The organism is Pseudomonas sp. WS 5027 (assembly GCF_012985695.1).
Classification (GTDB): Bacteria; Pseudomonadota; Gammaproteobacteria; order Pseudomonadales; family Pseudomonadaceae; genus Aquipseudomonas; species Aquipseudomonas hygromyciniae.
On sequence record NZ_JAAQWU010000002.1, the window covers coordinates 187,689 to 213,552 of the forward strand.

A 25,864-nucleotide genomic window follows, 5' to 3' on the forward strand; every position below is an offset into this window, starting at 1 on the left:
AACCTTACTCTGCAGCTGGAGCTTTCTTGCCGAAAGCACCGAAACGGTCGGCGAAGCGCTGAACACGGCCGCCAGTATCCAGAGTCTTCTGCTTACCGGTGTAGAACGGGTGGCACTCGTTGCATACGTCAGTACCCAGTGGCTTGCACAGGTTCGAACGAGTTTCGAACTTGTTGCCGCAGCTGCAAGTAACTTGGATGGTTTCGTACGCTGGATGGATATCGGCTTTCATGGTGTCTTCCTCAGGCTAGCGTGCCGCCACTCGACACTATTGTCGAATACCGCACGTAATTAGGCCGCGGATTCTACCAGAGCTTTTTAAACGCGCAAGCGCCGCCATGCCCCCTTTCATCAGAAACTGTGGCAGGACACTCCCCTGCGGGTCTGCTAGGCTCGCGCCCTTCTCCACCGCCTGCCATATGAGAACCTCCCGCGTGCCCGACGCCATTTTGCGCCTCGCCCTGCCCTCGCCCCTGCGCCGCTTGTTCGATTATCGGGCGCCTGCCGGTATGGTGCGGGCGCAGTTGCAGCCGGGGATGCGCGTGCGCGTGCCGTTCGGCCGACGGGAGATGATCGGGATCCTGATCGAAGTGGCGGACCACAGCGAAGTGCCGGCAGAAAAGCTCAAGCCGGCCCTGGCCATCCTCGATGCCACGCCCCCGCTACCGGCGTCGCTGTTCAAGCTATGCCTGTGGACCTCCCAGTATTACCAGCACAGCCTGGGCGACACGTTGAGCTGGGCGTTGCCGGTGCTGTTGCGCCAGGGCGAGCTGGCCGAGGCCCGCCAGGAGCGCTTCTGGTCGATGGCCCCCGGCGCGCGCCTGGACGACCCGCGCATCGCCCGCGCCCCGCGCCAGCGTGAGGCCCTGGCCACCCTGGCGCAGCATCCCCACGGCGTTGCCCATCAGTTGCTGAGCAAACTGATGTTGAGCAAAGACAGCCTGGACCTGCTGCTGGCCAAGGACCTGGTGCAGGTGGAAATCCGCCGCCATGCCCCCGGCGAGCGCCATGAACACTGGCTGGCCCAACCGGAATTGCCGCTGAACCCGGAACAGCGCGCCGCCTTTGAAGCCATCAGCGCCGGTGCCGACAGCTTCCACGCGTTCCTGCTGGCCGGCGTCACCGGCAGTGGCAAGACCGAAGTCTATTTGCAGTTGATCCGCGAAACCCTGGAAGCCGGTAAGCAGGCACTGGTGCTGATCCCCGAGATCAACCTCGGCCCCCAGACCCTGGCGCGCTTCGAGCAACGCTTCAATGCGCGGATTGCCCTGGTGCACTCGGCCGTCAACGACCGCGAGCGCCTGGAGTCCTGGCTTGCCGCCCGGGACGGCGAGGCCGACATTATTATCGGCACCCGCTCGGCCCTGTTCACGCCGATGAAAAACCCCGGCCTGATCATCATCGACGAAGAACACGACGGTTCTTACAAACAGCAGGAAGGCCTGCGCTACCACGCTCGCGACCTGGCACTGGTGCGCGCCCGCCAGGAAAACATTCCGATTGTGCTGGGCTCGGCCACGCCCTCCCTCGAGAGCCTGCACAACGCCTACACCGGGCGCTACGGCCTGCTGCGCCTCAACGAGCGGGCAGGCGGTGCCAAGCAACCGCGCTTCCTGCGCCTGGATGTGAAAAGCCGACCACTGGACAGCGGGATTTCCGGGCCGATGCAACAAGCCATCGGCCAGACCCTGGCTGCCGGCCAGCAAGTGCTGGTGTTCCTCAATCGCCGGGGCTTTGCGCCGACTCTGCTGTGTCACGACTGCGGCTGGATGTCCGAGTGCAACCGTTGCGATGCACGGATGACCATACACCAGCGCTCCGGCGAGTTGCGCTGCCATCACTGCGGCCATGTGGAACGGGTCCCGCGCCATTGCCCGCAATGCGGCAAAGTCGACCTGCGGCCAGTAGGCGCAGGCACCGAGCGCGCCGAGGAACGCCTGGGGATTCTGTTTCCGGACTTCCCGGTGCTGCGGGTAGACCGCGACAGTACGTCGCGCAAGGACGCGATGAACCAGTTGTTTGCCACCATCCAGAAAGGCCAGCCCTGCATTTTGGTAGGCACGCAGATGCTTGCTAAAGGCCATCACTTCCCCCGCGTGACCCTGGTCTCGATTCTGGATGCCGATGGCGGGTTGTTCTCCGGGGACTTTCGCGCCAGTGAGCGCATGGCGCAACTGATCGTGCAGGTCGCAGGCCGCGCCGGACGTGCCGAGGAACCCGGCAAAGTGATCATCCAGACCCACTTGGCCGACCACCCACTGCTGATTCAACTGACAGAGCAAGGCTACTTCGCCTTCGCCGAGCAGGCATTGAGCGAGCGTCGCTCCGCCGGCCTACCGCCCTTTGCGCACCTTGCGCTGTTGCGCGCCGAGGCCCATAAACCGGGACAGGCCGAAGGTTTCCTGGATGAAGCATGCAGCGCGGCTGAACGTTTGCTCGGCGAGCTGGGTCTGAGCGGCATTGAGTTGCTGGGCCCTGTGCCAGCACCGATGGAACGCCGCGCCGGGCGTTATCGCGCGCAGTTACTCTTGCAAGCCAGCGCCCGCGCGCCGCTGCATCGCCTATTAAGTAGCTGGTTGCTTGCTCTGGAGCAAATGCCCAGCGGGCGACAGGTGCGATGGTCGTTGGATGTCGATCCGGTGGATTTGTACTGATAGATACATCGCTATCGCAGGCAAGCCAGCTCCCACATTTTGAACTGTGAACGACGTCAAATGTGGGAGCGGGCTGGCCCGCGATGAGGCCCGCAGGTCCAGTAACGGACCTTGATGGTTGGCAAGCCCGCCCTCGCACCGGATAATGTCCAGTTTTTCCACCTGCGCATCGCGCGCCGCCGCATGCGGTCGAAAGAGAACACCATGAAAGACACAATTCGCCAGTTGATCCAACAAGCCCTCACCCAACTCGTCAACGAAGGTGTGTTGCCTGAAGGCCTGACGCCGGCGATCCAGGTGGAAAACTCTCGAGACAAGACCCACGGTGACTTCGCCAGCAACATCGCAATGATGCTGGCCAAGCCTGCAGGCATGAAACCGCGGGACCTTGCGGAAAAAATCATTGCCGCACTGCCGGCCGACCCGCAGGTGAGCAAGGCCGAAATCGCCGGCCCCGGCTTTATCAATATTTTCCAGAACACCCAGGCCCTGGCTTCACGCCTGGATGTAGCCCTGGCCGACGCCCGGATCGGCGTGCGCAAGGCCGGCCCTGTACAGCGTGTGGCCATCGACCTGTCGGCACCCAACCTGGCCAAGGAAATGCACGTCGGCCACCTGCGCTCGACCATCATTGGCGACGGCGTGGCGCGGGTCCTGGAGTTCCTCGGCGACACCGTGATCCGCCAGAACCACGTGGGTGACTGGGGCACCCAGTTCGGCATGCTGATGGCGTACCTGCAAGAGAACCCCATCACCAGCAACGAACTGTCGGACCTGGAAAACTTCTACCGCGCCGCCAAAAAGCGCTTTGACGAGTCCGAAGAGTTCGCCAATCGCGCTCGTGGCCTGGTGGTCAAGCTGCAGGCCGGCGACCAGGAATGCCTGGAGCTGTGGGCACGCTTTCGCGATATTTCCCTGTCCCACTGCCAGAAAATCTACGAACTGCTGAACGTCAAGCTGACCATGGCCGACGTCATGGGCGAAAGCGCCTACAACGACGACCTGATCAATGTGGTCAACGACCTCAAGGCCAAGGGCCTGCTGGTTGAAAGCAATGGCGCCCAGTGCGTGTTCCTCGACGAATTCAAGACGGCCGACGGCGAGCCGCTGCCGGTGATCATCGTCAAGGCCGACGGCGGCTATCTGTACGCCACCACTGACCTTGCGGCCGTGCGCTACCGCAGCGGCGTGCTCAAGGCCGACCGTGCGCTGTATTTCGTCGACCAGCGTCAGGCCCTGCACTTCCAGCAAGTGTTCGAAGTGGCACGCCGCGCCGGTTTCGTCACCCACCCGATGCACATGGAGCACATGGGCTTCGGCACCATGAACGGCGCCGATGGCCGCCCGTTCAAGACCCGCGACGGCGGCACCGTGAAGCTGATCGACCTGCTGAACGAAGCCCAGGAACGTGCCTACAACCTGGTGAAGGAAAAGAACCCGGAACTGGCCGAAGCCGACCTGCGCAACATCGCCCGGGTGGTGGGGATTGGCGCGGTGAAATATGCCGACCTGTCCAAGCACCGCACCAGCGACTACAGCTTCAACTTCGAACTGATGCTCAACTTCGAAGGCAACACCGCGCCGTACCTGCTCTATGCCTACACCCGTGTGGCGGGCGTATTCCGCAAGCTGGGCAAGGATTTCAGCGAAGTCGATGGCCAGATCATCCTGCAAGCGCCGCAAGAGCACGACCTGGCTGCCAAGCTGGCGCAGTTCGGCGAAGTGCTCAACAGCGTGGGCGAGAAAGGCACACCGCATATTCTGTGCACCTACCTGTATGAAGTCGCCGGGTTGTTCTCCAGCTTCTACGAGAACTGCCCGATCCTGAGTGCCGACGACGAAACGCAAAAGCAAAGCCGCCTGCGCCTCGCCGCACTGGCTGGACGGACCCTCAAGCAAGGCCTGGAACTGTTGGGCCTGGAAACTCTGGAGCGTATGTAAGTTGGCAGCCAAGAAAAAACCTGCACCCAAGCGCGGCGCCAGCCGCTACCAGGCACCGGCCAAACAACCGATCCCGGGCTGGATGTGGCTGGCCATCGGCCTGTCGGTCGGTGCGTTTATCGTGTTCCTGATGAAACTGGAACCGGGCCAGGGTGAAGACGTCAAGCGGGTCAAGCAGGAGCAGCAGAAAGCCAGCAAGATCGCCGAAGCGAACAAGACACCACCGAGCCCGACCGCGCCTGTGAAGCCGAAATACGACTTCTACACGCTGCTGCCGGAGTCGGAAGTGATCGTGCCGCAAGACGCCGTGCCGGAGAAAACCCTGCCGACACCGCAGGTGCCCACCACCCCGGTAACCCCGGCGGAAGCGGCGAAGATCGACACCGCGCGAGCCCAGGCGGCGCTGGCCGGGATTACCCCGCCGCCGGCACCACCGGTCGCCACGACCAAGGCGGCGCCGGTGACCAAGTTCTTCCTGCAGGCAGGCTCGTTCCCCAAGCAGGCGGATGCCGATCGGGTGCGTGCGCAGATCATCCTGCTGGGGCAGACGGTGACGGTGGAATCCGGGACGGTGAAAGAGGCGACCTGGTATCGCGTATTGGTCGGGCCGTTCAGTAACCGTGAACAGTTGACCGTGGCGCAGAAACAACTGGCGGGCGCTGGCTTTAGCAACCTGTTGTTACAACAACGCCAGAGCCGCTGATCCACAGCCAACACGAATCAAATGTGGGAGCTGGCTTGCCTGCGATAGCGGTGTATCAGTCAATATTTTCAGTGACTGGTACACCGCTATCGCAGGCAAGCCAGCTCCCACACTGGTTTTATAGTGCGCTCAAGCCTGTGCCAGCCCGCTAGACACCACTCGTCCGCACATCCTTCCTACGGTTGAAATCTCCCCCGCCACCCCCATATGAGTTCCATCAGGGCATTTTCGCCCCGCAGCGTGGAGACTCTCCCCTTGACCACCATCGTTTCAGTTCGTCGCCACGGCAAAGTCGTCATGGGCGGCGACGGCCAGGTTTCCCTTGGCAATACCGTGATGAAAGGCAACGCCAAAAAAGTGCGTCGCCTGTACCACGGCCAGGTCCTCGCCGGTTTTGCAGGTGCCACCGCTGACGCCTTTACCCTGTTCGAACGCTTTGAAGGCCAACTGGAAAAACACCAGGGCCATCTGGTTCGCGCCGCCGTCGAACTGGCCAAGGAGTGGCGCACCGATCGCTCCCTCAGCCGTCTGGAAGCCATGCTCGCCGTCGCCAATAAAGACGCATCCCTGATCATCACCGGCAACGGTGACGTGGTTGAGCCCGAGAACGGCCTGATCGCCATGGGTTCCGGCGGTGGCTATGCCCAGGCCGCAGCCAGCGCACTGCTGAAGAAAACCGACCTGTCGGCCCGGGAAATCGTCGAGACCGCCTTGGGTATCGCTGGCGATATCTGCGTGTTTACCAACCACAACCTGACCATTGAGGAGCAGGACCTCGCGGAATAAGCCGTCGGCTTTTTCCTGCTTGAGGACCACACACCACTATGTCCATGACTCCCCGCGAAATCGTCCATGAACTCAATCGCCATATCATCGGCCAGGACGATGCCAAGCGCGCCGTTGCCATCGCCCTGCGTAACCGCTGGCGCCGGATGCAACTGCCCGAAGAGTTGCGCGTTGAAGTAACCCCCAAGAACATCCTGATGATCGGCCCGACCGGTGTCGGCAAGACCGAGATCGCCCGTCGCCTGGCCAAGCTGGCCAACGCACCGTTCATCAAGGTCGAAGCCACCAAGTTCACTGAAGTCGGCTATGTGGGTCGTGACGTCGAGTCGATCATCCGTGATCTGGCCGACGCTGCCCTGAAGCTGCTGCGCGAACAGGAAATGACCAAGGTCAGCCATCGCGCCGAAGACGCCGCTGAAGAGCGCATCCTCGACGCTCTGCTGCCACCGGCACGTGCAGGCTTCAATGAAGACTCGGCACCGGCCCAGGACTCCAACACGCGCCAGCTGTTCCGCAAGCGCCTGCGTGAAGGCCAGTTGGACGACAAGGAAATCGAGATCGAAGTCGCCGAAGCCTCCGGCGTCGATATCTCCGCCCCGCCTGGCATGGAAGAAATGACCAGCCAGTTGCAGAACCTGTTCGCCAACATGGGCAAGGGCAAGAAGAAAAGCCGCAAGCTCAAGGTCAAGGACGCACTCAAGCTGGTGCGCGACGAAGAAGCCGGGCGCCTGGTCAACGAGGAAGAGCTCAAGGCCAAGGCCCTGGAAGCGGTCGAGCAGCACGGCATCGTGTTTATCGACGAGATCGACAAGGTGGCCAAGCGCGGCAACTCCGGCGGCGTCGATGTGTCCCGCGAAGGCGTGCAGCGCGACCTGTTGCCGCTGATCGAAGGCTGTACGGTGAATACCAAGCTGGGCATGGTCAAGACTGACCACATCCTGTTTATCGCATCTGGTGCGTTCCACCTGAGCAAGCCAAGCGACCTGGTGCCGGAGCTGCAAGGCCGCCTGCCGATTCGCGTGGAACTCAAGGCGCTGACCCCTGGCGATTTCGAGCGCATTCTCAGCGAACCGCACGCCTCGCTCACCGAGCAATACCGCGAGCTGCTGAAGACCGAAGGCCTGGGCATCGAGTTCCTGCCGGACGGTATCAAGCGCTTGGCGGAGATTGCCTGGCAGGTCAACGAGAAGACCGAGAACATTGGCGCCCGTCGCCTGCATACCTTGCTTGAGCGCTTGCTGGAGGAAGTTTCCTTCAGTGCCGGCGACATGGCGGGCGCGCAGAATGGCGTGGCGATCAAGATCGACGCCGACTACGTCAACAGCCACCTGGGCGAATTGGCGCTGAACGAAGACCTGTCTCGTTATATCCTGTAGGCCTTACGCAGGAACCGCTCTGCTTTAATGTGGGAGCGGGCTTGCTCGCGAATGCGGTGGGTCAGTTTATGCAACTGTGACTGACCCACCGCATTCGCGAGCAAGCCCGCTCCCACATTTTAAAGCCGGTTCCTTCAGGATCATCCATGAGCGGTTCCCCCAATGTCTAAAATGCCCACCGCCATCAACCTGCACAAAGCCTCCAAGACCCTGTCGCTGACCTACGGGCCGGACGAGGTCTATCACCTGAGCGCCGAACTGCTGCGGGTGCACTCGCCTTCCGCCGAGGTCCAGGGCCACGGCAATCCGATCCTGCAATTCGGCAAGCTGAATGTCGGCTTGACCAAGATCGAACCTGCCGGTCAGTACGCACTGAAATTGACCTTCGATGACGGTCATGACAGCGGACTGTTCACCTGGGACTACCTCTACCAACTCGCCGTACGTCAGGACGCGTTGTGGGCCGATTATCTTGCCGAGCTCAAGGCGGCCGGAAAAACCCGCGACCCAAGCCAGTCCGTCGTCAAGCTGATGCTCTAACTCAAGCTTCTTGCTCATTAGTGGGCATTTTCTAATTTCATCTGCTTGAATGCTCTGTCGTGTGGCCAACGATTGGCCCGCTTGCGCATTAAATAAAACTCGGGTAACCAATGGAATTGGCAAGTTCCCTGCATTTGACGATGCGGTATCAACGGTCACCCGAGCAGCAGTACCAGGCTTGTGTTGTGCCTCGATAGTTAGGGCACAGCGGTACCCGGTACTCGTCTTTCGGACAATGGAGCGTCGTAGATGAGTAATAAGAATAACGATGACTTGAAACGCCAGGCCTCGGAAAACACCCTGGGGCTGAACCCGATCATCGCGTTACGCAAAAAGGATTTATGGGCTTCTGCGCGGATGGTGCTGACCCAGGCCATCAAGCAACCGTTGCACAGCGTCAAGCACGTCGCCCACTTTGGCGTCGAATTGAAGAACGTGGTGTTCGGCAAGTCCGAGCTTGCCCCAGAAAGCGATGACCGTCGCTTCAACGACCCCGCCTGGAGCCAGAACCCGCTCTACAAGCGCTACCTGCAAACCTATCTGGCGTGGCGCAAGGAATTGCATGACTGGATCGGCGACAGCAACCTGTCGGAACAGGACATCAGCCGTGGGCACTTCGTCATCAACCTGATGACCGAGGCGATGGCGCCAACCAACAGCGCCGCCAACCCGGCCGCCGTCAAACGCTTCTTTGAAACCGGCGGCAAGAGCCTGCTCGATGGCCTCTCGCACCTGGCCAAGGACCTGGTCCATAACGGCGGCATGCCGAGCCAGGTGAACATGGGCGCCTTCGAAGTGGGCAAGAGCCTGGGCACCAGTGAAGGCGCGGTGGTGTTTCGCAATGACGTGCTGGAGTTGATCCAGTACAAGCCGATCACCGAGCAGGTGCACGAGCGTCCGCTGCTGGTGGTACCGCCGCAGATCAACAAGTTTTATGTATTCGACCTGAGTCCGGACAAGAGCCTGGCGCGCTTCTGCCTGCGCAATAACCAGCAGACCTTTATTGTCAGTTGGCGCAACCCCACCAAGGCCCAGCGCGAATGGGGCCTGTCGACCTACATCGAGGCGCTGAAAGAGGCGGTCGATGTGGTGACCGCGATTACCGGCAGCAAAGACATCAATATGCTCGGCGCCTGCTCGGGCGGCATCACCTGCACCGCGCTGCTGGGCCACTATGCGGCGCTGGGCGAGAAGAAGGTCAACGCCCTGACCTTGCTGGTGAGCGTGCTGGACACCACCCTTGACACCCAGGTGGCGCTGTTCGTCGACGAGCAGACCCTGGAATCAGCCAAGCGCCACTCCTACCAGGCCGGCGTCCTGGAAGGCCGGGACATGGCCAAGGTCTTCGCCTGGATGCGCCCCAATGACCTGATCTGGAATTACTGGGTCAACAACTACCTGCTGGGCAATGAGCCGCCAGTGTTCGACATCCTGTTCTGGAACAACGACACCACGCGCCTGCCCGCAGCCTTCCATGGCGACCTGATCGAGCTGTTCAAGAACAACCCGCTGATACGGGCCAATGCCCTGGAAGTGTGCGGTACACCGATCGATCTCAAGCAGGTGACGGCCGACATCTACTCGCTGGCGGGCACCAACGACCACATCACACCGTGGCAGTCCTGCTACAAGTCAGCGCAGTTGTTTGGCGGCAAGGTCGAGTTCGTGTTGTCCAGTAGCGGGCATATCCAGAGCATCCTCAACCCGCCGGGCAACCCAAAGGCGCGCTACCAGACCAGCGAAAGCATGGGCGAGAAGGCCTTGGACTGGCAGGAAAACGCCACCAAACATACCGACTCGTGGTGGCTGCACTGGCAGGGCTGGATAGGGGAACGCGCGGGCAAGCTGAAGAAAGCACCTACGAGTTTGGGCAACAAGACTTACGCAGCCGCCGAGGCTGCACCCGGGACATACGTTCACGAGCGCTAAGGCAAACACTTTTGCGCGATTGAAATGGGATCAAATGTGGGAACTCGGTCAGGGTGGGAGCGGGCTTGCTCGCGATGCAGGCAACACGGTGTATCTGTCAGGCCGAGTTGATGCGATCGCGGGCAAGCCCGCTCCCACACAAGCCAGCTCCTACATTGGCCACATTCCAGCAGTAACACTTCACAGGGTTTGAGCATGCCGCAACCGTTCATCTTCCGTACCATCGACCTGGATGGCCAGACCATCCGCACGGCGGTACGACCGGGCAAGTCTCACTTGACGCCACTGCTGATTTTCAACGGCATCGGCGCCAACCTGGAGCTGGTGTTTCCGTTCGTCCAGGCCCTGGACCCGGACCTGGAAGTGATTGCCTTCGACGTACCCGGTGTCGGCGGATCGTCGACACCCAGCCGCCCCTATCGCTTTCCCGGCCTGGCCAAACTCACTGCGCGCATGCTCGATTACCTGGACTATGGCCAGGTCAATGCCGTTGGGGTTTCCTGGGGCGGCGCCCTGGCACAGCAGTTTGCCTACGACTACCCGGAGCGCTGCAAAAAGCTGATCCTGGCCGCCACCGCTGCCGGCGCCTTCATGGTGCCGGGTAAGCCAAAAGTGCTGTGGCTGATGGCCAGCCCCCGCCGCTATATCCAGCCGTCCCATGTGGTACGCATCGCGCCGATGATCTATGGCGGCTCGTTCCGCCGGGATTCAAAACTGGCCGCCGAGCACGCGAGCAAAGTGCGCTCGGCGGGCAAGCTTGGCTACTACTGGCAACTGTTCGCAGGCCTGGGCTGGACCAGCATTCACTGGCTGCACAAGATCAAGCAGCCGACTCTGGTACTGGCCGGCGACGACGACCCGCTGATCCCGCTGGTCAATATGCGCATGCTGGCCTGGCGCATTCCCAATGCGCAGTTGCACATCATCGACGACGGCCATCTGTTCCTGATTACCCGGGCCGAAGCGGTGGCACCGATCATCATGAAGTTTCTCCAGGAAGAACGCTTGCGTGCGGTGATCCATCCGCAGCCGGCGCCCTATAGCAATACCTGAGCAATACCGGGTCAGGATGACCTTTACGCGCAACTTGGCCAGAACCGACTATGGTTCTGAACTGGCGTGCTTGTTGGCGAATTGACGAAGGAGTGTTGACCCATGCGTGACAGACCCGCAAATGTCCCGGCGCCCACACCCGCCGCGTTCATCAATGCACAAAGTGCAATCACCGGCCTGCGCGGCCGGGATCTGCTCTCGACCCTGCGCAGTGTCGCAGCCCATGGCTTGCGCAACCCGCTGCACAGCGCCCGCCATGCCCTGGCACTGGGCGGGCAACTGGGTCGGGTGCTATTGGGTGAAACCGTACACGAGCCCAACCCCCACGACAGCCGCTTTGCCGACCCCACCTGGAAACTCAACCCCCTGTACCGGCGCAGCCTGCAAGCCTATTTGAGCTGGCAGAAACAGACCCGGCACTGGATCGACGACAGCCACTTGAGTGACGACGATCGCGCACGGGCGCACTTTGTCTTCTCGCTGCTCAACGATGCGGTGTCGCCGTCCAATACCCTGCTCAACCCGCTGGCGATCAAGGAGCTGCTCAACTCCGGCGGTAACAGCGTGGTGCGCGGCATAAGCAATCTGTTCGATGACGTGCTGCACAACAACGGCCTGCCGCGCCAGGTTACCAAGCAGGCGTTTGAGGTCGGCAAGACGGTGGCCACCACGCCCGGCTCGGTGGTGTTTCGCAATGAACTGCTGGAGCTGATCCAGTACAAGCCCATGAGCGAAAAACAGTACGCCAAGCCGCTGCTGGTGGTGCCGCCGCAAATCAACAAGTACTACATTTTCGATTTAAGCCCGGCCAACAGCTTCGTGCAGTACGCCCTGAAGAACGGCCTGCAAGTGTTTATGGTCAGCTGGCGCAACCCGGATGTGCGCCATCGCGAGTGGGGCCTGTCCACCTATGTGGCCGCGCTGGAAGAAGCGCTGAATATCTGCCGGGCAATCAGCGGCGCCCGTGAAGTGAACCTGATGGGCGCCTGCGCCGGTGGCCTGACCATCGCGGCCCTGCAAGGCCATCTGCAAGCCAAGCGCCAACAGCGCCGGGTCGCCAGCGCCACCTACCTGGTCAGCCTGCTGGACAGCCAGATCGACAGCCCCGCCATGCTGTTTGCCGACGAACAGACCCTGGAAGCAGCCAAGCGCCGCTCCTATCAGCAGGGCGTGCTGGATGGCCGCGACATGGCCAAGGTCTTCGCCTGGATGCGCCCCAACGACCTGATCTGGAACTACTGGATCAACAACTACCTGCTGGGCAAGGAGCCACCGGCGTTCGACATCCTGTACTGGAACAACGACAACACCCGCTTGCCGGCAGCCTTGCACGGCGACCTGCTGGACTTCTTCAAGCACAACCCGCTGAGCCATCCCGGCGGCCTGGAAGTGTGTGGCACGCCCATCGATTTGCAGAAAGTCACGGTCGACAGTTTCAGCGTGGCCGGGATCAACGATCACATCACGCCGTGGGACGCGGTCTACCGCTCGACCTTGCTGCTGGGCGGCGACAAACGCTTCGTGCTCTCCAACAGCGGGCATATCCAGAGCATCCTCAACCCACCGGGCAACCCCAAGGCCAACTTTGTCGAAAACCTCAAGCTGAGCAGCGACCCACGCGCCTGGTACTACGACGCCAGCCATATCGAGGGCAGTTGGTGGCCGCAGTGGCTTGAGTGGATCCAGCAACGCTCCGGGGTACAGCGCGAGACCCTGACGGCCCAGGGCAACCAGAACTACCCACCGATGGAAGCGGCGCCCGGCACCTATGTGCGCGTTCGCTGACACACTGGCCCCTTGAACACTAAGAAGACTGGATGAAAACCCGCGACCGAATCCTTGAATGTGCCCTGCAGTTGTTCAACCAAAAGGGCGAGCCGAATGTTTCAACCATGGAAGTGGCCAATGAAATGGGGATCAGCCCCGGCAACCTCTATTACCACTTCCATGGCAAGGAACCCCTGGTCATCGGGCTATTCGAGCGCTTCCAGGGCGAACTGGCGCCTTTGCTAGACCCACCGGCGCAGGTGCAGTTGGCGCCGGAGGATTACTGGCTGTTCCTGCACTTGATCGTCGAGCGCATGGCGCACTATCGGTTCCTGTTCCAGGATCTGTCGAACCTGGCCGGGCGCTTGCCGAAGCTGGCCAAGGGCATTCGCAACCTGCTGACCGCACTCAAGCGCACCCTGGCTTCACTGTTGGCACGGCTCAAGGCCGAGGGGCAGTTGGTCAGCGAAACCCAGGCGCTGGGGCAACTGGTGGAGCAGATCACCATGACCCTGCTGTTTTCCCTGGATTACCAGCGGATTCTTGATCGCGAGGCTGAGGTGCGGGTGGTGGTCTATCAAGTGATGATGCTGGTGGCGCCGCACCTGTTGATGCCCGCGAGGTTGGCGACGGAGCGCTTTGCACTCAGATACCTGGATGACACCGATTAGAAATATGGGGGTGGGCTTGCTCGCTCCCACATCAGGGATGTGTTGTTGCACGCGCCAAGCAAAAACGCCCGACCTTTGCAGGCCGGGCGTTTTTACAGGTCCCGTGTGAATCAGGACTGACTGGATGACGTCGGGGTTACCGGCGTTACAGTCGAGGTAGCTGCGGCGGGCGTCGGCGCGGTAGCCGAGTTGGTCGCGGGTACCGGGGTCGCAGGCTTGGCCGCAACAGCAGGCTTGGGCGCTGCAGGTTTCTTGGCTACGGCCGGCTTTTTCGCCACTGGCTTTGCAGCAGGTTTGGCTGCTGGCTTGGCGGCGGCCGGTTTGGCAGCCGGTTTTGCGGCAACTGGCTTGGCAGCCGGCTTGGCCGCAGCGGTTTTGGCCGCTGGTTTGGCGGCAGGTTTTGCTGCCGGCTTGGCCGCTGGTTTTGCAGCAGCTTTAGCCGCTACTGGCTTCTTCGCAACAGGTTTGGCAGCAGGCTTGGCGGCTGCTTTCGCTGCAGGTTTAGCAGCGGCCTTGACCAAAGGTTTGGCCACGGTTTTGCTCGCAGGTTTGGCCGCAGCAGTCTTCGCAGCCGGCTTGGCAGCAGGTTTTGCCGCAGCTTTGACTGGAGCCACTTTGGCGCCGGTCAGTTTCTCGATTTGCTTGGTCAGGGTATCGACCTTGCTGTGCAGCGCCTTCACTTCATTGCGGCTAGGCACGCCCAGGCGCGAAATGGCACTGTTCAGACGCTTGTCGAGTGCGCCTTCCAGTTCGCCCCAGGTACCCAGTACCTGTTTTTTGGCATCACTGATACGGGACTTGGCAGAGCTGGCGCTCGCCTTGGCCGCATCGACTTGTTTACCGACTGTGCTCTTGGTCAACTTCTCGGCCTTCTCGCCGTCTTTAACCAAAGTCTCGAAGAGTTTGCTGCCGTCACTGTCGATCTTCGAGTACACGCCTAAACCAGCCAGCCAGATCTTGCGGGAGTATTCCTCAACTTTCCCGACCCAAGAGCTGCCTTCTTTCTGAGTAGTCTTTTTAACAGCCATCCGATGTCTCCTTAGTGTTTACGCGCGACACGTTCGAGCAATGCCGTTAGCTCATCGAGCTTAGCAGAGAGTGTCTCCACGTCATGTTTAGACGCAATGCCGATACGATTCAAGGCACTTGCGACACGCGCATCAAAAGCCTTCTCGACTTTATCCAGTTGCACTTCCACGCGACCTTTGACGCCGGAGACATTGCTCTTGACGTAATCAATCTGACTGTTGGCCGCATCAAGTTGTTCATTCACAACTTTTTTGCCTTTGCTTTCAACATGTTGACCGGACTTAACGAGTTCCTTGAAGTACTCGCCGCCTTCGCTACCGACCTTCGCGTAAGCCCCCAAACCCGCCAGCCAGATCTTGCGAGCATAGGTTTTAACCTCACTCAGGGCGTTGTTTTGGGTGTCGATTTTTTTCTTCAAAATAACTTTGGCCATGGTGCACCTCACGCATAAAAGGGTGGAGGAACTGCCCACAGGAGTTGAGGGCTGAGGACAAAGTAGGGAGAAAAATTAGAATCGGCACCCTAACAAGCAGCCCTTTGAAAGGCGCTCAAGTACCACTTTGTGCCTAGCAAGTGTGGCGAGCGGGCTTGCGGACGCCGTATCGCCCGCGCTGGGCTGCGCAGCAGCCCCAAAGCCTGGCACCTCGGTGTATCTGATAAAAATGAGGTGTGCCTTATTGGGGCTGCTGCGCAGCCCATCGGGGGACAAGCCCCCTCGCCACAACAGCCCCCTCGCCACAGGTAAGTGTTTGCCCTGGGAGTAGAGATCAGGCCAGTGCCTTATCCAGGGCCTTTTCGATTTCCGACTTGATGGTGCCACTCATGGCCGACATCAATAGACCCAGTTCCACCTCGATCCTTAAAGAGTCCTCGGCTACTTTCAGCGTGCCTTTAACTCCGGAACGCTTGAGGTTCAGCGTATCGCCGGACCACGACGGCTCAAGGCCGTATTGTTCCTTGAGTTTGTGCGCCAACTTCTCGGCCTTCGCCCTGGCGGCTTCTTTCCCGAGAGTATGCGCACGTTCAACCTGTATCCGGGCCATATGAATGACTCCTCGCTGCAAAGACTTATTGAGCCCCTTGTTTACCCGGCCATGCGGCAAAAGGTCTCGGTGGCGACCTATCTTACCTTCAGCCTTGCCAAGACAAAGCAGGCCCTGGGGATTATCATGTCCCGCATTCTCTTTTGGTGACAGCGATATGACTGATCAGCGCAAAGGCAGCGATGCCGAACCCACCACTCACTTCGGCTTCAAGAACGTCCCGGAAAGCCAGAAAGCGGAAAAAGTCGCTGAAGTGTTCCACTCCGTGGCCGCCAAGTACGACCTGATGAACGACGTGCTGTCGGGCGGCATGCACCGTCTGTGGAAACGTTTCACCATCGAATTGTCAGGCGTGCGCGCCGGCAACCGGGTGCTGGACATCGCCGGTGGCACGGGCGACCTGGCAGCCAAGTTCTCCAAACTCGTCGGGCCTACCGGCCAGGTGGTATTGGCCGACATCAACGGCTCGATGCTCAAGGTCGGTCGCGACCGCCTGCTGGACAAGGGCGTGGCAGGCAATATCGAGTTCGTCCAGGCCGACGCTGAAAAGCTGCCGTTCCCCGACAACCATTTCGACTGCGTGACCATCGCCTTCGGCCTGCGCAACGTGACCCACAAGGAAGACGCCCTGCGCTCGATGCTGCGGGTGCTCAAGCCCGGCGGTCGCCTGTTGGTGCTGGAGTTTTCCAAGCCGACCAACGCGCTGATGTCCAAGGTCTACGACACCTACTCGTTCGCCTTCATGCCGTTGATGGGCAAGCTGATCACCAATGACGCCGAAAGCTATCGCTACCTGGCCGAATCGATCCGCATGCACCCGAACCAGGAAACCCTGAAGTCGATGATGGTCGAGGCCGGTTTCGACCGTGTGACCTACCACAACATGACCTCCGGCATCGTTGCCCTGCACCGCGGCATCAAACCCTGATGTTGTTCACGGGCCTTCTCGCCAGCGTTGAACACGGCCTCAACCGTGTCTTGCGCCTGGACAGCACCGCCCTGGCGCGGCTGGCGCACCTCAATGGCAAGATCATTGCCGTCGATTGCACCAGCCCCGCCTTGCAACTGTTTATCCTGCCCAGCGATGAAGGCCTGTTGCTGGCGGCGCACTGGGCCGCCGATGCCGACTGCACCCTGCGTGCTTCTGGCTCAAGCCTGCTGCGCCTGGCCATGAGCCGGGACAAGACCACGATCCTGCACGGCCCGGACGTGGAGCTTGAAGGCGACAGCGCGGTGTTGATGGACCTGGCCGCCGTGCTGCAAGACCTGGAGCTGGACTGGGAATACGAGCTGTCGCGCTGGCTCGGCCCCGTGGCCACCCAACTGATCAGCGGGCACCTGCGCAGCCGTTCACGCTGGTACCAGCAGGGTTTCGCCAGCCTCAATCAGAACCTCGCCGAATACCTGAGCGAAGAATCGCGCACCCTCGTCGGACAACGGGAGGCCGAAGCGCGCTTTCGTGAACTCGACCAGGCCAAACTCGACCTGGAACGGCTTGAGGCGCGCTTCGAGCGCCTGAGCCGCTCCCTTGATCCAAGCGATAACGCATGAAGCTGCTCGCCGTCCGCCGTCTGTTCCGAATCCAACGCGTCGTCATTCGCTACCGCCTCGATGACCTGCTGTTCGCCCTGCCGCTGCCGTGGTTTTTGCTGGCGGTGCGCTACGTGCTGCCGTGGCGCTGGTTCCCGCGCAAGACCCTGGACCTGAGCCGTGGTGCACGCCTGCGCCTGGCCTTGCAGGACTTGGGGCCGATCTTCATCAAGTTCGGGCAGATCCTGTCCACCCGCCGCGACTTGCTGCCCGAAGATATCGCCGACGAGCTGATGTTGCTGCAGGACCGCGTGCCGCCGTTCGACTCACAGCAGTCGATGAAGCTGATCGAAGAACAGTTGGGCAAGAAGATCAGCGACGTGTTCAGCCGTTTCGACGTCGCGCCCCTGGCCTCGGCCTCCGTCGCCCAGGTGCATGCCGCGCAGTTGAAAACCGGCGAAGAAGTGGTGGTCAAGGTGATCCGCCCCGGCCTCAAGCCGATCATCGGCCAGGACCTGGCATGGCTGTTCATTCTTGCCCGCGCCGCCGAGCGGTTCTCTGCCGATGCGCGCCTGCTGCACCCGGTGGACGTGGTCGCCGACTACGAAAAAACCATCTACGACGAACTCGACCTGCTACGTGAGGCGGCCAACGCCAGCCAACTCAAGCGTAACTTCGAAGGTTCGCCACTGCTGTATGTGCCGCAGGTTTATTGGGACTGGTGCCGGCCGAAAGTGCTGGTGATGGAGCGTATCTACGGGGTGCAGGTCACTGACCTGGCGACCCTGGCCGACCAGCGCACCGATATGAAGATGCTCGCCGAGCGCGGTGTGGAGATTTTCTTCACCCAGGTGTTTCGCGACAGTTTCTTCCACGCCGACATGCACCCCGGCAATATCTTCGTCAGCACGGTGAACCCGTGGAGCCCGCAGTACATTGCGATCGACTGTGGCATCGTCGGCAGTCTTACCCCCGAGGACCAGGACTACCTGGCGCGCAACCTGTTTGCCTTCTTCAAGCGTGACTACCGCCGCGTGGCGCAATTGCACATCGATTCGGGCTGGGTACCGGCCGAAACCAAGCTCAATGAATTCGAAGCGGCGATCCGCACCGTGTGCGAGCCAATCTTCGAAAAACCGTTAAAAGATATTTCCTTCGGCCAGGTACTGATGCGCCTGTTCCAGACGGCCCGGCGCTTCAATATGGAAGTGCAGCCGCAACTGGTACTGCTGCAAAAGACCCTGCTCAATATCGAAGGCCTGGGCCGCCAGCTGTACCCGGACCTGGACCTGTGGAACACCGCGCAACCGTTCCTTGAACGCTGGATGCGCGAGCGCGTCAGCCCGAAAACCCTGCTGGGCAACCTGCAAAGCCAGGTCGAGCAACTGCCGCACCTGGCCAACATGACCCGCGACCTGCTCGAGCGCATGTCCCAGCCCCACGCCAAAGACCCGGCACCGCCGTGGCACCGGCGCAAGGACGACTGGTTCCTGCGCCTGCTGGGCGCGGCGCACCTGGCCGGTGGCGCGGTGCTCGCAGCCGGTGGGCCGTTGAATGGGCTGGGCCATTGGCCGGCAGGGATCATGGTCGCCGTGGGCGTTTATCTGGTCGTGCGTCGATAGGCCGACCGGTTATACACTGTTGCACATTGCCGGGGCGGGTCGCGCACGGCTGTCGGAGTCGAAGATGAAAGACTGGCTGGACGAGATCAAGTGGGACAGTGACGGCCTGGTGCCAGCCATTGCCCAGGACCACAAGACCGGGCGCATCCTGATGATGGCCTGGATGAACCGCGAGGCCCTGAGCCTGACTGCCGCCGAGCAGCGTGCCATCTACTGGTCACGTTCCCGTGGCAAACTGTGGCGCAAGGGCGAAGAGTCCGGGCATGTGCAAAAACTCCACGAAATGCGCCTGGACTGCGACGCCGACGTGATCGTGCTGATGGTCGAGCAGATCGGCGACATCGCCTGTCATACCGGCCGCCACAGCTGCTTCTATCGGGTGTTCGAAAACGGCGAGTGGAAAACCGTCGAGCCCGTACTCAAAGACCCGCACGCCATTTACTCGGCAGGACATTGAACATGAGCGATACCCTGAACCGTGTGGCCCAGGTGCTGGAGGACCGCAAAGGTGCGGACGCCGACAGCTCTTATGTCGCCAGCCTGTACCACAAGGGTCTGAACAAGATTCTGGAAAAACTCGGCGAAGAATCCGTCGAGACGATCATCGCCGCCAAGGATGCCGAGATCAGCGGCGACTGCAGCGATGTCATCTATGAGACCGCTGACTTGTGGTTCCATAGCCTGGTGATGCTCGCCCAACTGGGGCAGCACCCACAGGCCGTGCTCGATGAACTGGACCGTCGCTTCGGCTTGTCCGGGCACGCCGAAAAGGCCTCGCGCCCGTCCGCCTGAATAACTTTCTGACTGAGGAATTGCAGCATGGGCATTTTTGACTGGAAACACTGGGTTGTTATTCTCGTGGTGGTCGTCCTGGTGTTCGGTACCAAGAAACTGAAGAACCTTGGCACCGACGTCGGCGAGTCCATCAAGGGCTTTCGCAAAGCCATGAACGACGACGAAAAACCGGCCGATTCCGGCGCCAACCCAGTCCCGCCGGCGCAGCCTGTACACCCCCAGGCCGCGCAGCCGATCACCGAGCGCCGCACCTTCGACGTGCAGGCCGAGAAAGTCGAAGAGCCGTCCCGCAAAGACTCGTGAGCACTGACTAATGTTTGGTATCAGCTTCTCTGAACTGCTGCTCGTCGGCCTTGTTGCCCTGTTGGTGCTGGGGCCTGAACGCCTGCCCGGCGCCGCGCGCACGGCTGGCCTGTGGGTCGGGCGCCTGAAACGCAGTTTCAACGCCATCAAACAGGAAGTTGAACGGGAAATCGGCGCCGACGAGATTCGTCGGCAACTGCACAACGAACACATTCTGTCCCTGGAGCAGGAAGCGCGGAAAATTCTCGCGCCCCAGCAACAGGCGCCGACACCGGTTGAACCGGTGGCCGAGCAGAGCATTGCGCCAGTGCCCGAAACCACCCCGACCGCAACGCCCGTGCCCCCAACAGAGCCTGCGCCGACGCCCGCCGCGTCGCCCGCTCCCCACGACCCTACATTGCCGCCGCGAGCCCCATGAGCGCTGATAAACCGGAAAACGACCAGCATATGCCGCTGGTCTCGCACCTCACCGAGTTGCGTACCCGCCTGCTGCGGTGTGTCGCGGCGATCTTCGTGATCTTTGCCGGGCTGTTTGCCTTTACCCAGCAGATCTACACCTTTGTCTCCACGCCGCTGCGCGAGTACCTGCCGGTGGGCGCGACGATGATCGCCACCGACGTGTCCTCGCCGTTCCTCACGCCGCTCAAGCTGACGATGATGGTTTCGCTGTTTTTGGCGATCCCGGTGATCCTGCACCAGATCTGGGGCTTTATCGCACCGGGCCTGTACAAGCATGAAAAACGCATCGCCGTGCCGTTGCTGGTGTCGAGCATCATGCTGTTCTACACCGGCATGGCGTTCGCCTACTTTCTGGTGTTCCCGCTGATCTTCAAGTTCTTCGCCGCCGCCACTCCGGCCGGCGTGGAAATGATGACCGACATCACCAGCTACCTCGACTTCGTGATGACGCTGTTCTTCGCCTTTGGCGTGGCCTTCGAGATCCCGGTGGCGGTGGTACTGCTGGTGTGGATCGGCGTGGTCGACGTCAAGTACCTGCGCAAGATCCGCCCGTACGTGATCATCGGCTGCTTCGTGGTCGGCATGATCCTGACCCCGCCGGATATCTTCTCGCAAACCTTGCTGGCCGTGCCGATGTGGATGCTGTTTGAAGTCGGCATCCTGTTTGGCAGCCTGGTGAGCAAGCGTGGCGAACACCCGGATGACCAACCCGCCGATGACGACCAGCCGCCAGCGACACAACCGTGAACCTGCTGCTGCTGGAAGACGCTGACTTTATCGCGGCCGACCGGGTGGTCCTGCGTGACCGACGCTTGGTGCACATGCAGGAAGTGCATCGCGCGGCGGTCGGCGATAGCCTGCGCGTCGGGCGCATTGGCGGCTTGATGGGCAATGCGCAGTTGCTGCGCCTGGAAGCGGGCGAAGCCGAGCTGCAAATCAGCCTCGACCAGCCGCCACCGGCCAAACTGCCGCTGACCTTACTGCTGGCCCTGCCGCGCCCGAAAATGCTGCGTCGGGTGTTGCAGACCGTGGCGTCCATGGGTGTGCCACGGGTGGTCCTGGTCAACAGTTATCGGGTCGAGAAAAGCTTCTGGCAGACCCCCTTCCTGGAGCCCGAAGCGGTTCGCGAACAACTGATCCTTGGCCTGGAACAGGCGCGGGATACCGTGTTGCCCGAGATCATCATCGAAAAGCGCTTCAAGCCCTTCGTCGAAGACCGCCTGCCGGCCCTGACCCAAGGCACCCTTGGCCTGGTCGGGCATCCCGGTGCTTACCCACCCTGCCCACGCGGCCTGGATGAGCCGGTAACCCTGGCCATTGGCCCCGAGGGTGGCTGGATCCCCTATGAGGTGGATTTGCTGGCCAAGGCCGGGTTGCAGCCGGTGCAACTGGGGGCGCGGATCCTGCGTGTGGAAACCGCCGTGACCGCCCTGCTCGCCCGCCTCTTCTAAACCCCTCTGATAGACCACTGAAATCTCCTGTAGGAGCGAGCTTGCTCGCGAAAAACTTGAGAACGACGCGCTCATTTAGCAAGCACTGGTTATCGCTGACGATTTTCGCGAGCAAGCTCGCTCCTATAGAATCGCGCTCGCATGCCGATACGCTCAGGATAAGTCCAAGCCTTGTTCAGGGGAGTTCACCGCATGTACCGTTGGCTAGCTGAAAAACTGGGGAATGTGAGCGTCAATCGCAAGCTGAGCGTGGGCTTTGGCCTAGTGTTGGTCCTCACGCTCCTGATTACCTTCACCGGCTGGACGGGCCTTAGCGGCGTGATCAGCCGGGGCGATAAACTGGGCTTTATTTCCAGCCTCAATGAACTGACCAAAGACCTGCGCCAAGCCCGCCTGGACTATGAAATGCGCCGTGGTGAACAAGGTCCCGGGTTGGTCAACGAGCTGATGGAGAAGCTCGACAGCGGCCTGAAGACCGCACGTAGCCAGATCGAGCAGCCGGCCGATGTTGCCTTGATCGACGAGCAACTGGCTGCCGTCGCCAAGTACAAACAATCCTTCAGCGCCATGGTCCAGGCCGGTGCCAGCCGCGAAGACGCCCGCAGCAAACTCGGCGCCACCGCTGACAACGCCGTCGCCCGCGTGTCGGAGATCGAAAAGAGCCTGCTGCAAGGCGACAGCGTCAGCCAATTCAACAGCGTGATCGACTTGAGCAAGTTGATCCAACAGGCGCGCTTCCAGGTACGTGGCTACACCTATAGCGCCAAGGTCGAGGCCGAGCAGCCGGCCCTGGACGCCATCGCCAATGCCCTGAAAAACGCCGACAGCCTGCGCAGTCAATTGCCGGAGCAATACAGCGCCAACCTGCAAGAGGCCAGCGACTCCCTCAAGGCCTATCTCGCGGCAGTCAGCCAGTTCCGTGATTCCCAGGTGGCCAGCGCCGCAGCCCTCAAGGCCATGGCTGAACAAGGCGACCTGCTGTTCGACCGCAGCAAAAAACTCACCGCTTCACAAACCATCATCCGCAACGCTGACGCCGCGCAGGCCAAGTTCCTGTTGATGCTCGCCACCGCCCTGGCGCTGGTCTTCGGCATCGTGGCGGCCTGGGCGATTACCCGGCAGATCGTGATTCCACTGAGCCAAACCCTCAAGGTCGCCGAGCGCGTCGCTGCCGGTGACCTGACCCACGACCTAGTCTCGCAACGCCAGGACGAACTGGGCCAACTGCAACGTGCCATGCAAAGCATGACCATGGGCCTGCGCGACTTGATCGGTGGGATCAGCGACGGCGTGACGCAAATCGCCAGCGCCGCCGAACAATTGTCGGCGGTTACCGAGCAGACCAACGCCGGGGTCAACAACCAGAAGATCGAGACAGACCAGGTCGCCACCGCCATGAACGAAATGGCCGCCACCGTGCAGGAAGTGGCGCGCAATGCCGAAGAGGCATCGGAGGCCGCCGTCGCCGCCGACCAACAGGCCCGCGAAGGTGACAGAGTGGTCGGCGAAGCCATCGCCCAGATCGAGCGCCTGGCCGGCGAAGTCGGCAACTCCAGCGAGGCCATGGGCCATCTCAAGCGCGAAAGCGACAAGATCGGCAGCGTGCTGGACGTGATCAAGTCCGTAGCCCAACAAACCAACCTGTTGGCGCTCAACGCCGCTATTGAAGCCGCACGCGCCGGGGAAGCCGGTCGTGGCTTCGCGGTGGTGGCCGATGAAGTGCGCAGCCTGGCGCAACGCACGCAGAAATCCACCGAAGAAATTGAAGAGCTGATCGTCGGCCTGCAAAGTGGCACCCAGCAGGTGGCGACCATCATGGACAACAGCCGCAGCCTCACCGACAGCAGCGTCGATCTGACCCGTCGTGCCGGCAGTGCCCTGGAAAACATCACCCGTACCGTCTCCGCCATCCAGGCCATGAACCAGCAGATCGCGACCGCCGCCGAGCAACAGAGCGCGGTGGCCGAAGAGATCAACCGTAGCGTGCTGAATGTGCGTGACGTATCCGAGCAAACCGCAGCGGCCAGTGAAGAGACCGCCGCCTCCAGTACCGAACTGGCACGCCTGGGCACCCATCTGCAGGCTCTGGTCGGCCGCTTCCGGGTTTGATACCTGCCCTTTGCGGCGATCCGTTCGGGTCGCCGCTTAAAGATTGTGAAATTTCCTACATGCTTTTCAGGCCCTGATCCACACGCCCGGCGTCCAACGGAACTAGCGTTCAAGTGGGTTCACTGTGTCCACGCCCGTCGGCGCCCCGGTACAGCGAACTCCTTTGTTCACTTGCCGGAGGTTGACCATGCTTGCTCGAATGACTCAACTGCTGGGTAACGCCAGCGTCACCCTCAAACTGGTTCTGGGCTTTGCCTTGGTATTGGCCCTGAGCCTGGTGATTGCCCTCACCGGCTGGCAGGCCCTGGCGGCGTCGCTTTACCGTTCACAAACCCTGAGCGTACTCGCGCAACTGGCAGTAACCGGCGAAGAACTGCGGGCTGATCGCATCGTCTACCGCACCCTTGACGCTGAGGCCAGCCTGAAAAAACTGAGTCTCTCCATGGAGCGGGTCGACGGGTATCTGGCCGAGGTTTCAATACGGGTCAAGGCAGCCAAGCCGCTCCAATATCTGCAAAGCATGGTGAGTATTTCCGGTCAATTCAAAACCACGCTCAAGGATGTACCGGCGCTGGTCAAACAGCGGGAAACCGCCCGTGAACAATTGAAGCAAAGCACCATCGACAGCGGTGACGCCCTGTCCCAACTGGCCAGCGACCTACCCGATCAAGAAGACCAGAAGGCCCTCGATACCGTCGAAGATTTGCGCCTGGCCATCGAACAGGCCGAAGACCGCGCCACGAGCCCGGCCTGGGCCGCCAGTTCCCTGGATGCCTTTGCCCAGACCGTCAGCGACGCTGAACGCAACCTCGAACAGGCCCAGGCCGCCGTAGAGAAGTTACCGGTGGACAGCGGCGCATTGAAAAATATCGTACTGAGTATCCGCACACATCTGATACGCCTGCGGGACACCCAACTCAACACCGAAAAGGCGCAAAACCTGCTGGAGCAGCAGTTGGATCAACTGTTGGCGCAAAGTGACCTGCTCAGTCAGGACCAGACCGAGCGTCGCGACCAGGAGGCCGAAAACGCTCGTACCCAAACCCTTGCCATCACCGCTGCAGCCTTGCTGTTCGGCGCCCTGGCGGCCTGGGTAATCTCCGGGCAGATCGTAACCCCCCTACGTCGGGCGCTGGCCGTGGCCAACCGCATCGCCGATGGCGATCTGAGCCACGATGTGCAGACCCGGCGCCGGGATGAATTGGGTCAACTGCAATGCAGCATGGCGCAAATGACCCTTAACCTGCGGGGGCTGATTGGCGGCATCAGCGACAATGCCCGGCAGATCGCCAGCGCCGCCGAAGAGCTTTCGGCCGTCACCGAGCAAACCCGGGCGGGCGTGAACAATCAGCGTGACGAAACCGAGCAGGTGGCGACCGCCATGAACCAAATGCTCGCCACCGCCCAGGAAGTCGCCCGGCATGCCGAACAGGCCTCGATTGCCGCCAGCCAGGCCAATCAACAAACCGAACTGGGGGATCAGGTGGTGACGGATGCGGTGGCGCACATTGAACACCTCGCCCACGAGATGGCGCGTTCGAGCCAGGCAATGCTGGGCCTGCAACGGGAAAGCCAGAAGATCGGCAGTGTGCTGGAGGTGATCAAGTCGGTGTCCCAGCAGACCAACCTGCTGGCGCTCAACGCGGCGATCGAGGCCGCCCGCGCCGGTGAAGCTGGCCAAGGATTTGCGGTGGTCGCCGATGAAGTACGCAGCCTTGCCCAGCGCACCCAGCAGTCCGCCGAGGAAATCGAAGAACTGATTGACGGGCTGCACAGTGGCACGCAACAGGTCGCCGATATCATGGACAACAGCCGCACCCTGACCGATCGCAGTGTCGGCCTGACCCGCAACGCTGGGGACGCCCTGACGGAAATCGCGCGCACCGTACTGGTCATCCAGGAAATGAATCCACAGATCGCCGCCGCCGCCGAACAGCAAAGTGCGGTGGCCGAAGAGATCAATCGCAGCGTGTTGAAAGTGCGGGACGTGTCGGAGCAAACCGCTGCTGCCAGCGAACAGACGGCGGCAGCAAGTATTGAATTGGCACGCTTGGGAACGAATCTTCAGCAGTGCGTGGGCAAGTTCAAGGTTTGAACCTGCCC

At 61.2% G+C, this 25,864-nt stretch carries 25 protein-coding genes; 21 read left to right on the forward strand and 4 right to left on the reverse strand.

Features of this window, described 5'->3' with window-relative positions:
* Positions 1–4: 4 nt before the first annotated feature.
* Positions 5–232: a 50S ribosomal protein L31 gene (gene rpmE / locus HBO09_RS03770; protein WP_169992051.1), complete on the reverse strand. Its 228-nt coding sequence runs from the start codon at positions 230–232 to the stop codon at positions 5–7.
* A 202-nt stretch (positions 233–434) separates the two neighbouring features.
* On the opposite strand from rpmE, the gene HBO09_RS03775 reads away from it, so the two are divergent.
* The 10 genes from HBO09_RS03775 (at position 435) to HBO09_RS03820 (ending at position 13,420) form a co-directional block, all read left to right on the forward strand.
* On the forward strand, positions 435–2,654 hold the full coding sequence (locus HBO09_RS03775) for a primosomal protein N' (RefSeq protein WP_169992049.1): 2,220 nt from the start codon (positions 435–437) through the stop codon (positions 2,652–2,654).
* Positions 2,655–2,858: 204 nt separating this feature from the next.
* Positions 2,859–4,595 carry an arginine--tRNA ligase gene (gene argS, locus HBO09_RS03780; RefSeq protein WP_169992047.1) on the forward strand — a complete coding sequence of 579 codons (1,737 nt, stop codon included), beginning with the start codon at positions 2,859–2,861 and terminating at the stop codon, positions 4,593–4,595.
* A gap of 1 nt (position 4,596) precedes the next feature.
* Positions 4,597–5,298: an SPOR domain-containing protein gene (locus HBO09_RS03785; RefSeq protein WP_029296044.1), complete on the forward strand. Its 702-nt coding sequence runs from the start codon at positions 4,597–4,599 to the stop codon at positions 5,296–5,298.
* A 255-nt stretch (positions 5,299–5,553) separates the two neighbouring features.
* Positions 5,554–6,084 carry an ATP-dependent protease subunit HslV gene (gene hslV / locus HBO09_RS03790; RefSeq protein WP_017738857.1) on the forward strand — a complete coding sequence of 177 codons (531 nt, stop codon included), beginning with the start codon at positions 5,554–5,556 and terminating at the stop codon, positions 6,082–6,084.
* A 38-nt stretch (positions 6,085–6,122) separates the two neighbouring features.
* Complete coding sequence (hslU, locus tag HBO09_RS03795; RefSeq protein ID WP_169992045.1) at positions 6,123–7,460, forward strand: ATP-dependent protease ATPase subunit HslU; 1,338 nt, start codon at positions 6,123–6,125, stop codon at positions 7,458–7,460.
* A gap of 162 nt (positions 7,461–7,622) precedes the next feature.
* Positions 7,623–8,000, forward strand: a complete 378-nt coding sequence (locus HBO09_RS03800) for a DUF971 domain-containing protein (RefSeq protein WP_029296039.1) — start codon at positions 7,623–7,625, stop codon at positions 7,998–8,000.
* A gap of 249 nt (positions 8,001–8,249) precedes the next feature.
* Positions 8,250–9,929, forward strand: a complete 1,680-nt coding sequence (phaC, locus tag HBO09_RS03805) for a class II poly(R)-hydroxyalkanoic acid synthase (protein ID WP_169992043.1) — start codon at positions 8,250–8,252, stop codon at positions 9,927–9,929.
* 195 nt (positions 9,930–10,124) lie between these two features.
* Entirely contained in the window at positions 10,125–10,982 is an 858-nt protein-coding gene (phaZ, locus tag HBO09_RS03810) for a poly(3-hydroxyalkanoate) depolymerase (protein WP_029296035.1), read from the forward strand.
* Between the two features lie 102 nt (positions 10,983–11,084).
* Positions 11,085–12,767 carry a class II poly(R)-hydroxyalkanoic acid synthase gene (gene phaC / locus HBO09_RS03815; protein WP_169992041.1) on the forward strand — a complete coding sequence of 561 codons (1,683 nt, stop codon included), beginning with the start codon at positions 11,085–11,087 and terminating at the stop codon, positions 12,765–12,767.
* Between the two features lie 32 nt (positions 12,768–12,799).
* Positions 12,800–13,420 (forward strand): TetR/AcrR family transcriptional regulator, encoded by a 621-nt coding sequence (locus HBO09_RS03820; protein ID WP_169992039.1) that lies wholly within the window; start codon positions 12,800–12,802, stop codon positions 13,418–13,420.
* Between the two features lie 110 nt (positions 13,421–13,530).
* Here HBO09_RS03820 and HBO09_RS03825 read toward each other — a convergent pair whose 3' ends face one another.
* From HBO09_RS03825 to HBO09_RS03835, 3 genes are all read right to left on the reverse strand, one after another.
* A complete protein-coding gene (locus tag HBO09_RS03825) occupies positions 13,531–14,448 on the reverse strand; it encodes a phasin family protein (RefSeq protein ID WP_170060848.1) in 918 nt (305 codons plus the stop codon).
* An 11-nt stretch (positions 14,449–14,459) separates the two neighbouring features.
* Positions 14,460–14,882 carry a phasin family protein gene (locus HBO09_RS03830; RefSeq protein ID WP_169992035.1) on the reverse strand — a complete coding sequence of 141 codons (423 nt, stop codon included), beginning with the start codon at positions 14,880–14,882 and terminating at the stop codon, positions 14,460–14,462.
* Between the two features lie 334 nt (positions 14,883–15,216).
* Positions 15,217–15,492, reverse strand: a complete 276-nt coding sequence (locus tag HBO09_RS03835; RefSeq protein ID WP_169992033.1) for a polyhydroxyalkanoic acid system family protein — start codon at positions 15,490–15,492, stop codon at positions 15,217–15,219.
* A 157-nt stretch (positions 15,493–15,649) separates the two neighbouring features.
* On the opposite strand from HBO09_RS03835, the gene ubiE reads away from it, so the two are divergent.
* From ubiE to HBO09_RS03890, 11 genes are all read left to right on the forward strand, one after another.
* The gene (gene ubiE, locus HBO09_RS03840) at positions 15,650–16,420 is read left to right on the forward strand and encodes a bifunctional demethylmenaquinone methyltransferase/2-methoxy-6-polyprenyl-1,4-benzoquinol methylase UbiE (RefSeq protein ID WP_076961787.1); all 771 of its coding nucleotides are present in this window, start codon (positions 15,650–15,652) and stop codon (positions 16,418–16,420) included.
* On the forward strand, positions 16,420–17,043 hold the full coding sequence (locus HBO09_RS03845; protein WP_169992031.1) for an SCP2 sterol-binding domain-containing protein: 624 nt from the start codon (positions 16,420–16,422) through the stop codon (positions 17,041–17,043). The genes ubiE and HBO09_RS03845 overlap by 1 nt, the downstream gene beginning before the upstream one ends.
* On the forward strand, positions 17,040–18,644 hold the full coding sequence (gene ubiB / locus HBO09_RS03850) for a ubiquinone biosynthesis regulatory protein kinase UbiB (RefSeq protein WP_169992029.1): 1,605 nt from the start codon (positions 17,040–17,042) through the stop codon (positions 18,642–18,644). The genes HBO09_RS03845 and ubiB overlap by 4 nt, the downstream gene beginning before the upstream one ends.
* Positions 18,645–18,708: 64 nt before the next feature.
* Positions 18,709–19,101 (forward strand): phosphoribosyl-AMP cyclohydrolase, encoded by a 393-nt coding sequence (gene hisI / locus HBO09_RS03855; RefSeq protein WP_169992027.1) that lies wholly within the window; start codon positions 18,709–18,711, stop codon positions 19,099–19,101.
* Positions 19,102–19,103: 2 nt separating this feature from the next.
* On the forward strand, positions 19,104–19,436 hold the full coding sequence (locus HBO09_RS03860; protein ID WP_024072933.1) for a phosphoribosyl-ATP diphosphatase: 333 nt from the start codon (positions 19,104–19,106) through the stop codon (positions 19,434–19,436).
* Positions 19,437–19,463: 27 nt separating this feature from the next.
* On the forward strand, positions 19,464–19,742 hold the full coding sequence (locus tag HBO09_RS03865) for a twin-arginine translocase TatA/TatE family subunit (protein ID WP_169992025.1): 279 nt from the start codon (positions 19,464–19,466) through the stop codon (positions 19,740–19,742).
* Positions 19,743–19,752: 10 nt separating this feature from the next.
* Positions 19,753–20,160: a Sec-independent protein translocase protein TatB gene (gene tatB, locus HBO09_RS03870; protein WP_169992023.1), complete on the forward strand. Its 408-nt coding sequence runs from the start codon at positions 19,753–19,755 to the stop codon at positions 20,158–20,160.
* A complete protein-coding gene (gene tatC / locus HBO09_RS03875) occupies positions 20,157–20,948 on the forward strand; it encodes a twin-arginine translocase subunit TatC (RefSeq protein WP_032862241.1) in 792 nt (263 codons plus the stop codon). Before tatB ends, tatC begins: the two co-directional genes overlap by 4 nt.
* Positions 20,945–21,652, forward strand: a complete 708-nt coding sequence (locus HBO09_RS03880; protein WP_169992021.1) for a 16S rRNA (uracil(1498)-N(3))-methyltransferase — start codon at positions 20,945–20,947, stop codon at positions 21,650–21,652. The genes tatC and HBO09_RS03880 overlap by 4 nt, the downstream gene beginning before the upstream one ends.
* 192 nt (positions 21,653–21,844) lie before the next feature.
* The gene (locus HBO09_RS03885) at positions 21,845–23,761 is read left to right on the forward strand and encodes a methyl-accepting chemotaxis protein (RefSeq protein ID WP_169992019.1); all 1,917 of its coding nucleotides are present in this window, start codon (positions 21,845–21,847) and stop codon (positions 23,759–23,761) included.
* Positions 23,762–23,948: 187 nt separating this feature from the next.
* Positions 23,949–25,856, forward strand: coding sequence for a methyl-accepting chemotaxis protein (locus HBO09_RS03890; protein ID WP_169992007.1), 1,908 nt, complete (start codon positions 23,949–23,951; stop codon positions 25,854–25,856).
* Positions 25,857–25,864 lie beyond the last annotated feature (8 nt).